This window comes from Citrobacter sp. S39 (assembly GCF_009495675.1).
Classification (GTDB): domain Bacteria; phylum Pseudomonadota; class Gammaproteobacteria; order Enterobacterales; family Enterobacteriaceae; genus Citrobacter; species Citrobacter freundii.
In genome coordinates, this window is the sequence record NZ_CP045555.1 from 3,151,869 (window position 1) to 3,167,476 (window position 15,608).

General features: G+C 48.3%; 15 protein-coding genes. 10 read left to right on the top strand and 5 right to left on the bottom strand.

Annotation, left to right across the window (positions count from 1 at the left end; genetic code table 11):
* The first annotated feature begins 329 nt into the window (after positions 1-329).
* From ychE to GFB57_RS15050, 7 genes are all read left to right on the top strand, one after another.
* On the top strand, positions 330-977 hold the full coding sequence (gene ychE, locus GFB57_RS15020) for an NAAT family transporter YchE (RefSeq protein WP_003020714.1): 648 nt from the start codon (positions 330-332) through the stop codon (positions 975-977).
* A 771-nt stretch (positions 978-1,748) separates the two neighbouring features.
* On the top strand, positions 1,749-3,380 hold the full coding sequence (gene oppA / locus GFB57_RS15025) for an oligopeptide ABC transporter substrate-binding protein OppA (RefSeq protein ID WP_003020712.1): 1,632 nt from the start codon (positions 1,749-1,751) through the stop codon (positions 3,378-3,380).
* Between the two features lie 122 nt (positions 3,381-3,502).
* A complete protein-coding gene (gene oppB / locus GFB57_RS15030; RefSeq protein WP_003020708.1) occupies positions 3,503-4,423 on the top strand; it encodes an oligopeptide ABC transporter permease OppB in 921 nt (306 codons plus the stop codon).
* 14 nt (positions 4,424-4,437) lie between these two features.
* Entirely contained in the window at positions 4,438-5,346 is a 909-nt protein-coding gene (gene oppC / locus GFB57_RS15035; RefSeq protein WP_003020701.1) for an oligopeptide ABC transporter permease OppC, read from the top strand.
* Between the two features lie 11 nt (positions 5,347-5,357).
* Positions 5,358-6,371, top strand: coding sequence for a murein tripeptide/oligopeptide ABC transporter ATP-binding protein OppD (gene oppD / locus GFB57_RS15040; protein ID WP_003020699.1), 1,014 nt, complete (start codon positions 5,358-5,360; stop codon positions 6,369-6,371).
* Entirely contained in the window at positions 6,368-7,372 is a 1,005-nt protein-coding gene (gene oppF / locus GFB57_RS15045) for a murein tripeptide/oligopeptide ABC transporter ATP-binding protein OppF (RefSeq protein ID WP_003020696.1), read from the top strand. The genes oppD and oppF overlap by 4 nt, the downstream gene beginning before the upstream one ends.
* A 45-nt stretch (positions 7,373-7,417) precedes the next feature.
* Positions 7,418-8,254 (top strand): ion transporter, encoded by an 837-nt coding sequence (locus GFB57_RS15050; protein WP_003020693.1) that lies wholly within the window; start codon positions 7,418-7,420, stop codon positions 8,252-8,254.
* Between the two features lie 37 nt (positions 8,255-8,291).
* Here GFB57_RS15050 and GFB57_RS15055 read toward each other — a convergent pair whose 3' ends face one another.
* Both GFB57_RS15055 and cls read right to left on the bottom strand, forming a co-directional pair.
* Entirely contained in the window at positions 8,292-8,621 is a 330-nt protein-coding gene (locus GFB57_RS15055) for an HI1450 family dsDNA-mimic protein (protein ID WP_003020691.1), read from the bottom strand.
* Positions 8,622-8,655: 34 nt separating this feature from the next.
* Complete coding sequence (cls, locus tag GFB57_RS15060) at positions 8,656-10,116, bottom strand: cardiolipin synthase (RefSeq protein ID WP_003020687.1); 1,461 nt, start codon at positions 10,114-10,116, stop codon at positions 8,656-8,658.
* Between the two features lie 142 nt (positions 10,117-10,258).
* Between cls and GFB57_RS15065 the strand changes: the two genes are divergently transcribed.
* Positions 10,259-10,432: a YciY family protein gene (locus GFB57_RS15065; RefSeq protein ID WP_003020684.1), complete on the top strand. Its 174-nt coding sequence runs from the start codon at positions 10,259-10,261 to the stop codon at positions 10,430-10,432.
* 236 nt (positions 10,433-10,668) lie between these two features.
* Complete coding sequence (locus GFB57_RS15070) at positions 10,669-11,283, top strand: serine acetyltransferase (protein ID WP_008322523.1); 615 nt, start codon at positions 10,669-10,671, stop codon at positions 11,281-11,283.
* A 307-nt stretch (positions 11,284-11,590) separates the two neighbouring features.
* On the opposite strand, the gene GFB57_RS15075 is transcribed toward GFB57_RS15070, so the two are convergent.
* Together GFB57_RS15075 and GFB57_RS15080 are read right to left on the bottom strand one after the other, a co-directional pair.
* On the bottom strand, positions 11,591-13,600 hold the full coding sequence (locus tag GFB57_RS15075) for an acyltransferase family protein (protein WP_003020678.1): 2,010 nt from the start codon (positions 13,598-13,600) through the stop codon (positions 11,591-11,593).
* 295 nt (positions 13,601-13,895) lie between these two features.
* Positions 13,896-14,192, bottom strand: coding sequence for a YciI family protein (locus tag GFB57_RS15080; protein ID WP_003020675.1), 297 nt, complete (start codon positions 14,190-14,192; stop codon positions 13,896-13,898).
* 215 nt (positions 14,193-14,407) lie between these two features.
* Between GFB57_RS15080 and tonB the strand changes: the two genes are divergently transcribed.
* Positions 14,408-15,136 (top strand): TonB system transport protein TonB, encoded by a 729-nt coding sequence (gene tonB, locus GFB57_RS15085; protein WP_171847520.1) that lies wholly within the window; start codon positions 14,408-14,410, stop codon positions 15,134-15,136.
* A gap of 64 nt (positions 15,137-15,200) precedes the next feature.
* Here tonB and yciA read toward each other — a convergent pair whose 3' ends face one another.
* Entirely contained in the window at positions 15,201-15,602 is a 402-nt protein-coding gene (gene yciA, locus GFB57_RS15090; RefSeq protein WP_003020670.1) for an acyl-CoA thioester hydrolase YciA, read from the bottom strand.
* Between the last annotated feature and the right edge of the window lie 6 nt (positions 15,603-15,608).

The following is a 15,608-nucleotide window of genomic DNA, read 5'->3' on the forward strand; positions in this document are numbered from 1 at the left end:
AGTTAACTCTAACGCGTTACCTCCAGGTGGCGTAAGCAAGATTACTCACTTCTGAGTAGTAATTGCGTGATCTGGATCAAAAATTCGCAAAGCTGACACCTTTCAGCAGGCCCTTTTAGCGTTTCTCGTTAAGTGTTAATAAATTGACGTAATGAATGCTAATAACGTTAGCATAATTAATACATATTAATAACACTGAGTATTGGTAGCGTATTTACGTAGATATACGAAGATAGAAGGTGAAGTATGCTGACAAAAGGCGTATCTTCAGCGCGGAATTTATCAATTTTTATGACTCATTTTATCCGGCTAACGCTTCGGAGCTAACCGTGATCCAAACGCTATTTGATTTTCCTGTCTATTTTAAATTTTTCATTGGGTTATTTGCGTTGGTCAACCCGGTAGGGATCATCCCTGTCTTTATCAGTATGACCAGTTATCAAACTGCTGCAGCGCGAAACAAAACCAACCTTACGGCAAACCTGTCGGTCGCTATCATTCTGTGGACTTCGCTGTTTCTTGGTGATGGTATTCTGCAACTTTTCGGTATCTCAATAGATTCGTTCAGGATTGCCGGCGGCATTCTGGTTGTGACTATCGCGATGTCAATGATTAGCGGAAAACTAGGGGAAGATAAACAAAACAAACAGGAAAAATCAGAAACCGCAATTCGTGAGAGTATCGGCGTTGTACCGTTGGCATTGCCGTTGATGGCGGGACCGGGGGCGATAAGCTCAACTATTGTTTGGGGTACGCGATATCACAGTGCGATTAACCTGTTTGGCTTTTTTGTCGCGATTGCGCTGTTTGCCCTGTGCTGCTGGGGGCTGTTTCGCATGGCGCCATGGCTGGTACGACTGTTGGGACAAACTGGCATCAACGTCATTACGCGTATTATGGGGCTACTGTTAATGGCCTTGGGTATCGAATTCATTGTTACAGGTATCAAATCCATTTTCCCTGGTTTGCTGGCCTGATATCTCTCTTCTGTACAAACGGAGTCGGTCCCGGCTCCGTTTCCTTTCATTATCAGTAAAACTTCTCACTAAAGTTGAAAATCAGCATAGTGATAATAAAAAATGCTGATGGTTATTCATTTGTTTATTCATTGATTTTATGAATGTAACACTCATCTATCTGCCAGAGAGAGCCTGATATCGCTGTTATTTAATTAACATCATACTCTGGGGCTTGCTGAAGGATTATCGAAATGTTATTAGTTATTTCAGCGTTTTTTTCAGTTGAATGTGCTAATTAATAACCAATTGTTAAATTTATGTGCATTTTGACGTGGTGTTGACACCTGACAGGGTAGTTAACACCTGATTTGATTTAATTTATTGTTTTTTATGGGTTTGTTATAGAAAATCTTCATTCGTAAGACTTTCTTTGTGGGATTTATTTCCAATAAAAGAGAATTAGTTAACAAATTTGTAAAATGTATTGGCGGTTAAGAAACGCATTTGATACTTTCCGGCCTGGTATTATGCAGAAGAATTCACGTTGATGAGAATCATTTGCAGTTAGTTTCTCTCAACAGGGTAATAGCGTGTTTCCGGCAGGGGAGGCACGTAGATAATCGACGTAAGGCGGTCATACGAACCGTCAGAATAAATAAAGTCGGTGATAGCAAGCAGTAAAACAAAAAACGACCTGACGGCAGAAAATCTCCGGTGCCGTACAGTGATCCTGACAGGATTAACAGTCTGGTTAAAAAACCAGCCATAATAATGAGGGAGTACAACACAATGACTAACATCACTAAAAAAAGTTTAGTAGCTGCGGGGATCTTAACTGCGCTAGTCGCTGGAAATGTTGCCACGGCGGCAGTAGTGCCAGCGGGTGTGCAGCTTGCTGAAAAGCAGACTCTGGTGCGTAATAACGGTTCGGAAGTGCAGTCACTCGATCCCCACAAAATCGAAGGTGTACCTGAATCCAACATTAACCGTGACCTGTTTGAAGGTTTATTAATCAGTGATGTCGATGGCAAACCATCGCCTGGCGTGGCTGAAAAATGGGAAAATAAAGATTTTAAAGTCTGGACATTCCATCTGCGTAAAGATGCTAAGTGGTCTGACGGCACGCCTGTTACCGCGCAAGATTTCGTGTATAGCTGGCAACGTTTGGCTAATCCAAATACTGCATCACCGTACGCCAGTTATTTGCAGTACGGTCACATCGTCAATATTGATGATATTATCGCCGGTAAAAAACCGATCACCGATCTCGGCGTAAAAGCTCTCGACGATCATACTTTTGAAGTCACCCTCAGCGAACCTGTTCCTTATTTCTACAAACTGCTTGTGCACTCTTCCGTTTCACCAGTTCCTAGAGCTGCTGTTGAAAAATTCGGCGAGAAGTGGACCCAGCCCGCTAACATCGTTACTAACGGTGCGTATAAACTGAAAGACTGGGTTGTGAACGAACGCATTGTGCTTGAGCGTAATACCAACTATTGGGACAACGCCAAAACGGTTATTAACCAGGTAACCTACCTACCTATTTCTTCTGAAGTGACTGACGTTAACCGCTATCGCAGCGGTGAAATCGACATGACCTATAACAACATGCCGATTGAGTTATTCCAGAAACTGAAAAAAGAGATCCCGAACGAAGTCCACGTTGACCCGTATCTGTGCACCTATTATTACGAAATCAACAACCAGAAAGCACCGTTCAACGATGTTCGTGTTCGTACCGCCCTGAAGCTGGCGTTGGATCGTGACATTATCGTCAATAAAGTGAAAAACCAGGGTGACCTGCCGGCGTATAGCTTTACTCCTCCATACACCGATGGCGCGAAACTGGTTGAGCCAGAGTGGTTCAAGTGGTCTCAGGAAAAACGTAATGAAGAAGCGAAGAAACTGCTGGCTGAGGCCGGATATACCGCTGAGAAACCGCTGACCTTTGACCTGCTGTATAACACTTCAGACCTGCATAAGAAGCTAGCTATTGCCGCGGCATCTATCTGGAAGAAAAATCTGGGTGCTAATGTGAAGCTGGAAAACCAGGAATGGAAAACGTTCCTCGATACGCGCCATCAGGGCAACTATGATGTTTCACGTGCGGGCTGGTGTGCGGACTATAACGAACCGACGTCCTTCCTGAATATGGTGCTGTCCGACAGCTCCAATAATACCGTCCACTATAAGAGCCCGGCATTTGATAAGCTGATTGCGGATACGCTGAAAGTGACGGATGAAGCGCAGCGCAGTGAACTGTATTCGAAAGCGGAACAGCAGCTGGATAAAGATTCTGCGATTGTACCGGTTTATTACTATGTTAATGCCCGCCTGGTGAAACCATGGGTTGGCGGATACTCCGGTAAAGACCCGATGGATAATATCCACGTTAAAGACTTGTATATTATCAAGCATTAATGGCAAGACGTGGGGCAATCATTTTTGCCCCACAGTGTCTTTTTTCTTCGAACTATTAATACCGCTTTACCTGAACGTCGGGGTTAAAGAGGTATAAAGGCACACGCCAGAAGGTACGGGCAATGTTAAAATTCATATTACGTCGCTGTCTGGAAGCGATTCCGACGCTGTTTATTCTTATTACGATTTCATTCTTTATGATGCGCCTTGCGCCCGGAAGCCCATTCACCGGGGAACGCGCGTTACCGCCAGAGGTGCTGGCGAATATTGAAGCGAAATATCATCTTAACGATCCTATCTCGACGCAGTACTTCAGCTATCTGAAACAGCTGGCGCATGGCGATTTTGGACCATCCTTTAAATATAAAGACTACACGGTTAACGACCTCGTTGCTTCGAGTTTTCCGGTTTCTGCGAAGCTGGGTGCGGCAGCCTTTATTCTGGCGGTACTCGTCGGCGTTAGCGCCGGGGTGATAGCCGCGCTGAAGCAAAATACACGTTGGGATTACACGGTGATGGGGGTGGCAATGACTGGGGTAGTTATCCCCAGTTTCGTGGTCGCTCCCTTATTGGTCATGATATTTGCCATAACCTTGAAATGGCTGCCCGGCGGGGGCTGGAACGGTGGGGCGTTGAAATTTATGATCCTGCCAATGGTGGCCTTGTCACTGGCCTACATCGCCAGTATCGCTCGTATTACTCGCGGTTCGATGATTGAAGTGCTGCACTCTAACTTTATTCGTACCGCGCGCGCCAAAGGGCTGCCGATGCGGCGGATTATTTTCCGCCATGCGTTAAAACCTGCGCTGTTGCCAGTGCTGTCATATATGGGACCGGCATTTGTCGGCATTATCACTGGTTCGATGGTTATTGAAACCATCTATGGTTTACCTGGCATTGGTCAGTTGTTCGTCAACGGTGCGTTAAACCGCGACTATTCGCTGGTTCTGAGTCTGACCATACTGGTGGGTACTCTGACCATCGTGTTTAACGCGATTGTCGATGTGCTTTATGCCGTTATCGACCCGAAAATTCGTTACTGATACTGGAGCTCGCTATGATGTTAAGTAAGAAAAACAGCGAAGCGCTGGAGAATTTCAGTGAAAAGCTGGAGGTCGAAGGCCGCAGCCTGTGGCAGGACGCGCGTCGACGCTTTATGCATAACCGTGCTGCGGTAGCAAGCCTGGTGGTGCTGGTTATTATTGCGCTGTTCGTGACGCTCGCGCCGATGCTGTCGCAGTTTACCTACTTCGATACTGACTGGGGCATGATGTCCAGCGCGCCGGATACGGAATCAGGCCACTATTTCGGTACTGACTCGTCGGGACGCGACCTGTTGGTGCGCGTGGCGATTGGCGGGCGCATCTCGCTAATGGTCGGCATTGCGGCGGCGTTGGTCGCGGTGGTTGTCGGTACACTGTACGGTTCTCTGTCGGGCTACCTCGGCGGAAAAATCGACTCGGTGATGATGCGTCTGCTGGAAATTCTCAACTCCTTCCCGTTCATGTTCTTCGTGATCCTGCTGGTCACCTTCTTTGGGCAAAATATCCTGCTGATTTTTGTCGCTATCGGGATGGTCTCCTGGCTGGATATGGCGCGTATCGTGCGTGGACAAACGCTGAGCCTCAAGCGCAAAGAGTTTATTGAAGCGGCGCAAGTGGGTGGGGTGTCTACCGTGCGTATCGTTATCCGCCATATTGTGCCGAACGTGCTGGGTGTGGTGGTGGTATACGCTTCATTGCTGGTGCCGAGCATGATCCTGTTTGAATCCTTCCTGAGCTTTTTGGGACTAGGTACGCAGGAGCCGTTAAGTAGCTGGGGCGCTCTGCTCAGTGATGGTGCCAACTCAATGGAAGTCTCACCATGGCTGCTGCTGTTTCCGGCAGGTTTCCTGGTGGTCACTTTGTTCTGTTTTAACTTTATTGGCGATGGCTTGCGTGATGCCCTCGACCCGAAAGACCGTTAAGGAGTGCAGCCATGAGCGTAATTGAAACCTCAACCGCGCCGCTCGCGCAACAACAGGCTAACGCACTGCTGAACGTAAAAGATTTGCGTGTGACGTTCGCTACCCCCGACGGCGATGTAACTGCGGTCAACGATTTAAACTTTTCTCTGCGAGCTGGAGAAACGCTGGGTATTGTCGGAGAATCCGGTTCAGGTAAATCGCAAACGGCCTTTGCCCTGATGGGCCTGCTGGCGGCTAATGGTCGTATCGGGGGCTCCGCAACGTTCAACGGACGTGAAATTCTGAACTTACCGGAACGTGAACTGAACAAACTGCGCGCCGAGCAAATCTCGATGATTTTCCAGGACCCGATGACGTCTCTCAATCCGTACATGCGGGTCGGGGAGCAGTTGATGGAAGTTCTGATGCTGCATAAAGGCATGGGCAAAGCGGAAGCTTTTGAAGAGTCGGTCAGAATGCTGGATGCGGTGAAAATGCCGGAAGCGCGTAAGCGCATGAAAATGTATCCGCATGAATTCTCCGGTGGTATGCGTCAGCGCGTTATGATCGCTATGGCGTTGCTGTGCAGGCCCAAATTACTGATAGCCGATGAACCGACCACTGCGCTCGATGTGACGGTACAGGCGCAAATCATGACGCTGCTGAATGAACTGAAAAGCGAATTCAACACCGCGATTATCATGATCACCCACGATCTGGGGGTTGTTGCCGGTATTTGCGATAAAGTTCTGGTGATGTACGCCGGTCGTACGATGGAATACGGCAGTGCGCGGGATGTCTTTTATAAGCCCGTTCATCCGTATTCGATTGGTTTGCTGAATGCCGTACCTCGTCTGGATGCAGAAGGGGAAGAGATGCTCACGATCCCGGGCAACCCACCGAACCTGCTGCGTCTGCCAAAAGGCTGTCCATTCCAGCCGCGTTGCCCGCATGCGATGGAAATCTGTAGCAGTGCTCCGCCACTGGAGGAATTTAGTCCAGGCCGTTTGCGTGCCTGCTTTAAGCCGGTGGAGGAACTGGTATGAATGCGGTAACCGAACAACGTAAAGTGCTCCTTGAGATTGCTGACCTTAAAGTCCATTTCGATATTAAAGATGGCAAACAGTGGTTCTGGCAACCATCTAAAACCCTGAAGGCAGTTGATGGCGTAACCCTGAGACTGTATGAGGGCGAAACCCTGGGCGTGGTCGGTGAATCAGGCTGCGGGAAATCGACCTTTGCCCGTGCGATTATCGGCCTGGTGAAGGCCACCGATGGAAAGGTTGCCTGGCTGGGTAAAGATTTACTCGGCATGAAACCCGATGAGTGGCGGGAAGTACGCAGCGATATCCAGATGATTTTCCAGGATCCGCTGGCATCGTTAAACCCGCGCATGACCATTGGTGAAATCATTGCCGAACCGCTGCGAACTTATCATCCGAATCTTCCTGGTCAGGAAGTCCGCGATCGTGTGAAAGCGATGATGATGAAGGTAGGATTACTGCCCAACCTGATTAACCGCTACCCACATGAGTTTTCAGGTGGCCAGTGTCAGCGTATTGGTATTGCCCGCGCGCTGATCCTCGAACCGAAGTTGATTATCTGCGATGAACCCGTTTCGGCGCTGGACGTGTCAATCCAGGCCCAGGTGGTTAACCTGCTGCAACAACTTCAGCGAGAAATGGGATTATCGTTAATCTTCATTGCCCACGACCTCGCGGTGGTTAAACATATCTCCGACCGTGTGCTGGTTATGTATCTCGGACATGCGGTGGAATTAGGGACCTATGACGAGGTGTACCATAACCCGCTGCATCCTTATACCAAAGCGCTGATGTCTGCGGTGCCGATCCCCGATCCGGATCAGGAAAGGAACAAGGTTATCCAGTTGCTGGAAGGCGAGTTACCGTCCCCGATTAACCCTCCTTCCGGTTGCGTGTTCCGTACGCGCTGCCCGATTGCAGGGCCGGAATGCGCAAAAACGCGCCCGGTTCTCGAAGGAAGTTTCCGACACGCAGTTTCCTGCCTGAAAGTAGACCCGCTATAATTCCGAGGGCTGACAAAAGTCAGCCCTTTTTTTGGTGAGGTATCTGTGCCAGGTTTAGTCTCTTCTGTCCGCCGCGCGCTCTTTCGCAAATTATTCGATTTAAACACCCGTTCAGGGCGTCGCTTTGAAGGTATGTGCGCGCTATTCGCCTTGCTCAGCGTTATTGTTATCTTCATTGAGTCCGGAGTAGGGACGCAATACCATTTAACATTTGAGGAATGGCGCGTTTTTGTCTGGCTGGAGATCTTTATTACTCTGGTCTTTACTCTCGAATATCTTCTGCGCTTATGCTGTTGGGCCAATCCCGCCAAATATGTGTTTAGTTTCTGGGGGATAGTTGACCTTGCCACCATTCTGCCGCTGTATGTGATGTGGCTATGGCCTGAAATCAGTCTGAGTTATGTTTTCGCCTGGCGGGCGATGCGTGTCCTGCGCGTCCTGCGTATTCTCAAGCTGTTGCGCTTTATGCCTTCTCTACGGGTGTTCTGGAATGCGTTAAAAAGTGCCCGACATCAGCTGATGTTGTTCTATTCCTTTATCGCCATTCTGATGGTGGTTTTTGGTGCGATGATGTATCTGATTGAAGGGCCAAAATATGGATTTACTACGCTGAATGCGTCAGTGTATTGGGCGATTGTTACTGTAACCACCGTCGGCTATGGCGATATTACGCCGCACACTCCGTTGGGGCGCATGGTGGCGTCCGTGCTTATCCTGATTGGTTACTCGGTGATTGCGATACCGACGGGATTGATTACCACGCACATGAGCAGTGCGTTCCAGCATCGCGGGCACCAACGAAAATGTCCCCAGTGTCAGCAGGCGCAGCACGAACATAGCGCGCAGTTTTGTAACCGTTGCGGAAGCAAACTACCGGGCTAAAAATAAAAAAAGCTGCGAGAGCAGCTTTTTTGTTTGATTATTCGCGCCAGAGAATATGGCAGAGCTTATGATCTTTTTCGCGACATAATAAAACGCGCGCAAAAATATCGTTAATCTCACCGTCTTCTGTATCTGCCAGACCAATCACCACTTCGGCAAAGAAATCAGGGTTCAGGTCAAAATCAACATGCTCCTGCCAGTCTTCTGCCGGATCGAATAACTCGGCACCGCCGCGTTCTTCAAACTGCAAATTGAACAGAATGATATCTGCCGGATCGAGGTTATCCGCAGCCAGTTCGAGAAAAATGTCGTAAGCCTGCTCAAGCGTTTCGTCTTCGGTCAGGCGATTGTTCAAATCCATATCCATAATGACTACCTGTTTACTGTCTGATGGGCACGTTTTACAGCAACGGACTAAAGAAGTAAAACAGTCGCTCTGCTATCCGCTGCCAGAGTGGTCGTTTTACCCACAAACGGGCATCAAGCAGGCGGGAACGCGAAATATAATCATCCTGCACGGCGGCGAGATCGCCGCCGAATCCAGCATCGTCAATGACCAGCGTGATTTCAAAATTGAGCCATAGACTGCGCATATCCAGGTTAACGGTACCGACCAAGCTCAGCTCGCCATCGACCAGTACGCTCTTGGTGTGCAGCAGGCCGCCTTCGAACTGATAAATTTTAACGCCAGCTGCCAGCAACTCAGTGAAAAAGGCCCGGCTTGCCCAGCCAACCAGCAGGGAATCATTCTTACGTGGAAGAATGATACTGACGTCGACTCCACGCTGCGCTGCCGTACAAATTGCATGCAGCAAATCGTCGCTGGGAACAAAGTAAGGCGTGGTCATAATTAAATATTCGCGCGCTGAATAAGCTGCGGTTAACAGCGCCTGATGAATCAAGTCTTCTGGGAAACCAGGACCCGAGGCAATTGTGTGAATGGTGTGCCCGCTGGCCTGCTCAAACGGCATGATATTAACGTCCGGCGGCGGGGGCAAAATGCGCTTTCCGGTCTCAATTTCCCAGTCGCAAGAATAGACGATGCCCATAGCGGTGGCTACCGGGCCTTCCATTCTTGCCATTAAATCAACCCATTGCCCAACGCCTGCATCTTGTTTGAAGAAGCGCGGATCGACCATGTTCATGCTGCCGGTATACGCAATGTAGTTGTCGATCATGATCATTTTGCGGTGCTGACGCAGGTCCATACGGCGTAAAAATACACGCATCAGGTTCACCTTCAGCGCTTCTACAACCTCGATACCTGCGTTACGCATCATGGCCGCCCAAGGGCTGCGGAAGAACGCCACGCTGCCGGCGGAGTCCAGCATCAGTCGACAGTGAATGCCTCGCCTCGCGGCAGCCATTAACGACTCGGCTACCTGATCGGCCATACCACCCGGCTGCCAGATGTAGAACACCATCTCTATGTTGTGGCGCGCCAGCTGAATATCGCGGATCAGCGCCTGCATCACGTCATCTGAACTGGTGAGCAGCTGCAGCTGATTACCCTTAACGCCGGCGATTCCTTGACGACGCTCGCACAGTTTAAATAAGGAGGAGGCGACGCTGCTGTTTTCCTGCGCAAAAATATGCTTACAGGCTTTAAGATCGTTCAGCCACTTGGCCGTTGACGGCCACATTGCCCGGGCACGTTCGGCGCGGCGTTTACCCAGGTGGAGCTCACCGAAGGACAGATAAGCAATGATCCCTACCAATGGCAGAATATAGATGATCAAAAGCCAGGCCATTGCGGAGGGCACTGCGCGTCGTTTCATTAGAATGCGTAATGTTACGCCAGCAATGAGTACCCAGTAACCCAGAATGACCAGCCAACTCACCACGGTGTAGAAGGTTGTCATAAATTTAAAAATCCTTTTGAAAGCGTATTGTTAAGAGTTTACGCATCAGGATTAATCTGGCAAATAAAAACACGGGAAAACCGCTGGTCTGCATTCGGTGTGGCGTTATAATGGTCACTCAGTGACTGAAAGAGTAGTAAACATGAAGCGTAGTAGAACGGAAGTGGGACGCTGGCGGATGCTGCGTCAGGCTAGCCGCCGTAAAGCACGTTGGCTTGAAGGACAATCGCGTCGTAATATGCGTATCCACACTATCAGAAAGTGCATTCTCAACCATCAACGCAACTCGTTGCTGTTTGCGATCCACAGCATCTGATCCCAAAAGGGCACCGCTGGCGGTGCCCAATGTCTGTTTTCTCGTTCTGATTCTTAAATACTTGCCTGACTATCATGATCGCTTTTGGTCCAGGTAAGAGATAACCATTTTATTATTTATATTATTGTCATCTTTCAGGTACCGTATCTACTTGAAAAGAAAAATGCTGCTGACAAGAAAATATGTTTTATTTCAGTAAGAATTGATGCATTTTAACGATTAAACAACGAGACAGTATGATGGCATTCGACAACATTAAAGCCGATACCCACCGTGAATTTGGTTATTTCTCATGGAGTAAACTAATAATTGGCACAGTAATTAGCAGAACATTCCGTATCATTGTGATGATGCGTATATGCCAATACTGTGCGGTTTCGCGCACACCGCTGCGTATCATGCTCTATCCATTTAAGATATTGCATCGGTGTGCTGCACATATGGGTTCAATGGATTTTCCATCGAGCACGCAGGTTGGTGCCGGGTTGGCTATCACTCATGGCTGGGGGATAGTGATATCGCCGAGTGCAAGAATTGGAAAAAACGTTACCTTATTTCATGGTGTAACCATCGGTCAGCGAGATACTATTCAGGGACAAGGAACCCGCATTACAGCTTACCCCATTATTGAAGATGAAGTTTGGATTGGTCCAAATGCTGTCATCGTCGGTGGGGTTATCATTGGGCAAGGGAGTAAAATTGCTGCTGGGGCGTTTGTTACCGAAAGTATCCCGCCTTTTTCTGTCGTTGTTGGTAATCCTGGTGTGATTGTTAAAACCGGGTGTATCCCGGACGTAATGAATAAAGCGCCTTTGTTGCAAGGAAGAACTGTTGAAAAAACGGCGGCGTAAATTTCTCGCTGATTATACTTTTCTTTTTATTATCAAAACGATAACTCTATTTTGGAGTGCGTGGTACATAATAATGTGGTCAGGTATTACCCGTTATCCTATTCTGTTAGTTTATTGTCTTTTGAGGAAAGTCATTATGTGTACAAATCTTTTTGACAACGCTCGTCGCTACACTGACGAGAAAAAGTAACAACCAAAGCCGCTATCTGGACTGACCCCATAAAGTTGGACAGTTCATGTTAAGCGGCTTTTTACTTGGGTGAATATTGGTATCCGAATGGATGTGACCCCATATTTTGGTCAAGCGTCAACGCTGCAGGGCGCTAGTCGCCTCGGTATGTTCTGCTTGTTTAAATGCGCGTTGAAACATGGGGAGCAAAAGAGTACTGCCAAATGCGCTCAGATGGTTACTGTCTGAGTAAAGTGGACGTCCAGCTGCATCTCCCCAACACCGCCCATCCTTGCAAAGATAGGGTAACGGATTGAGAATATTGACGCCGCAGCGCAGGGCAGCCTCATCCTGTGCTGCCCAAATGGCTGTTTGTCGATGGTAATATTCATCGAGCGAAATAGATACTTTATTGTCTGACTTCCCAAACATCAGTGCCCTGGCCATTGTATTAGGCACATCGATTGCCATTTCAGGAATAGGGCGGACCAGAAATACCCTCTGACTATTCTCTATGGAACACAGAGTTTTTACGAGTTGCTGGCTAAACTGTTGTGTTAAATTCTGATTGGGGTGTTCAATCGGCGTATCAAAAAATCCCATAGGAATATTAAAAAAATCGTCCTTTTCATTTTGTCCCAGGATAGCGAGGCTGCTTCTGTTAGCGATAAAGACGAGTTTATTTTTATATTCATTATTTAGTAAATTAATAGCTCGATCATTAAATAGTTTACAGTCATTATTAATATCCTCTCTTCGTTTCATGCCTAACACGGTCGGACAGCTCGCATAGGTCATCTCAATAACCTCACCGGGAGCAGCCTCTGCGACAGCTGAAACCAGCATGCTTGCATGGCTGTCTCCCAGGACAATGGCTGTTAACTCTCCCTTGCCATACCTGCACATCGGAGACTCGCTTCCTTTACCCGGCGCGAGCAGGCATTTTTCAAATCGGGATGCGTAATCAAGTTTCGGGATCATCGCTAATTCAATTGCCGGGTTAATTCTGCCGTCGACTTGCTGATAACGAGCCCCTGCAGCCATTCCACCAGTGCTCAAAATCAACAGTAATAATACCCAGCTCTGTTTGCGTGCAGGGGTTATTGCAAGCTGTTTGCGTGTCGGAATCTCCACGAGCAATAAAGAGATCTTTCCCAACAGCACACTCATTACGATGCCAGTAGCAATCCACCAGGGGTTGTGCTGTTTGTCGGCATAACTGAGCAGTACCGCCAGCGGCCAGTGCCACAAATAAATTGAGTAAGAACTGGCACCTATCTGTCGAAAAATTGCCGTAGAGGTAAAAAAAGACTGCTGGCGATTAGCCGCAAGAACCAGCATGGTCCCCAGCACAGGAACCACGGCATAACTTCCCGGCCATGGTCGTGTCGCATCCAGGAATGTGACTGACAGGGCAATTAAAATAAAACCCATCAACTCTAGTATTCGGGCTGGGCGCTGCGACATAGAATGCTGACGAGTTATCCACCATACAGCTCCTCCAGCTAATAATTCCCAAATGCGTGTGGGGAGTAAATAAAATGCACTACCTGGGAGTCGAGGGCTCACGTAAATTGATAGTGCTAATGACAGTACGCCTGCGGCGATAAGTGCAAACTTAACACCCTGCTTGCCAAACCAGCGCCAGAGTAAAATGCAGCCAACAGGCAGCAAAATGTAAAATTGCCACTCCACTGAAAGAGACCATGTGTGCAGCAACCAATTTTCTCTGGAAGTGATATCGAAATAACCCGCTTCGCGCCAAAATTTTAGATTGGAAACGAAAGTAAGCGCTGTTATGGCATTGATTGCCAGCACATGATAATCAGCGGTAGGCAACCAAAACCAACCTAAGAAAAGTAATGTGCTACATAATGCAATTAAGGCAGGAATAATTCGTCTGGCACGTGCCAGATAGAAACCCCAAAATGAAAAATTACCACGTTCAAGGCCGTTTACGATGATGGCGGTCATCAGGAAACCTGATATAACAAAAAAAACATCAACACCGATAAAACCACCGCTAAATCCGGGTACGCCAAAGTGATAAAATACGACCGCTAATACAGCCCATGCTCGCAGGCCATTGATATCATGGCGGAATGATTTAGGCGTGGGAGAGGCGGGACGGAACGAATCAAAAGCCATAATTGACTAAAATCCCGTATATCGTGACAACACAGCCTGTCTGCATTGTGACAAATTAATCTCGATAGGTAATAAAATACACTGGGGTTGAGTAAGAAACAATCAATGAAACGCTAATATACGGTCGTTGCTACCTTTTAAAAGGGTACTTATCATTGCTTTGATATGCTGAATTAATGCAAAGAGACGAGAAGTGAGGGCGTTTAGACTAATGTGCACCTAAATGCGCCCTCACTGGCTATGTATTTTGCTTACTGCTCAGTATTTTTATAAATGAAAATGGCTTTTTGTTTTGTCAAAATACTTTCTTGTAAGGTTTTACTGAAACCTGAGCATAAACGCCCGCTGCAACATACGGATCGGCTTCCGCCCACGCCTGTGCCGCCTCCAAAGATTCAAATTCGGCAATCACCGTCGAGCCGGTAAAACCCGCCGCACCGGGATCGTTACTATCGACCGCTGGCATGGGGCCCGCCGTGAGCAAACGACCTTCGTCATGAAGGAGTTGCAGGCGAGCCAGATGAGCAGGGCGCACGGAAAGACGTTTTTCGAGAGAGTCTGCGATATCTTGGGCGTAAATAACATACAGCACGGGTAGAACTCCTTGAACGGTAAAAGTCGTTAATAACGTTATTGGAAAGGCCTAACAACTGCAACGGAAAGATAACTGATATGTTAAGGCCATACTCTGAAAGTGGTTTATTATCATAAAATCGCGTTTTAAATGTCAGTTACCGCCACGGGCTTATTGAATATGATTGCTATTTGCATTTAAAATCAGGGCCTGGTTTTTTTACTGAAACGATTATGACTTCAATGACCCTTGATTTACCTCGTCGCTTTCCCTGGCCAACATTACTGTCTGTAGGCATTCATGGTGCCGTAGTGGCTGGTTTGCTGTATACCTCGGTACATCAGGTTATTGAACTGCCTGCGCCAGCGCAGCCGATCTCTGTCACGATGGTCGCGCCTACCGATCTCGAACCACCTCAGGCCGTTCAGCCGCCGCCGGAACCCGTTGTCGAGCCTGAACCGGAACCAGAGCCGATTCCAGAGCCACCAAAAGAGGCGCCGGTGGTGATTGAAAAACCGAAGCCCAAGCCTAAACCGAAGCCAAAACCGGTGAAAAAGGTGGAAGAGCAGCCGAAACGCGATGTTAAACCAGCAGAACCGCGCCCGGCCTCCCCGCTGGAAAATACGGCACCTACGCGCACAATGACCAATACCGCGCCGGCAACTACCAGCAAACCGGTGGTCAGTGCGCCATCGGGTCCACGCGCTTTAAGCCGTAATCAGCCTCAGTATCCGGCGCGAGCTCAGGCGCTGCGCATTGAAGGGCGGGTAAAGGTCAAATTTAACGTAACGCCGGATGGTCGGGTTGAAAATGTGGAGATCCTGTCTGCACAGCCTGCCAATATGTTTGAGCGTGAAGTGAAAAACGCGATGCGTAGATGGCGTTATGAAGCAGGTAAACCCGGTTCTGGACTCGTGGTGAATATTGTTTTCAAATTAAACGGCACAACTCAGATCGAATAAGTATCAGGCCGTCCGGCAATGATCAAGAGTGATGATTGCCGGATAGCATTACTGGCGTGTGCTATCAGGCCAACGTGGGGATTGGACGCGGTTTCCCGTCTTTATCAACGGCAACGTAGATAAACAGAGCTTCGGTGGCCTTATAACGCTGGCCAATAGGTTCAGAAGCGACTTTCTTCACCCAAACTTCAATATTGATGCTGATTGAGGTTGTCCCGCGCTTCACACAGCGCGCATAGCAGCACACTACATCACCTACGGCGACCGGGCGCAAAAAGCTCATTCCTTCAACCCGCACCGTTACCACACGACCATGTGCGATCTCTTTGGCCTGAATCGCGCCACCTATATCCATTTGTGACATCAGCCAGCCGCCAAAAATATCACCGTTCGCGTTGGTATCGGCAGGCATGGCCAGAGTGCGTAAAACAAGTTCACCCTGGGGAGTGTTATTCGTTGTTGTCATTGTAGA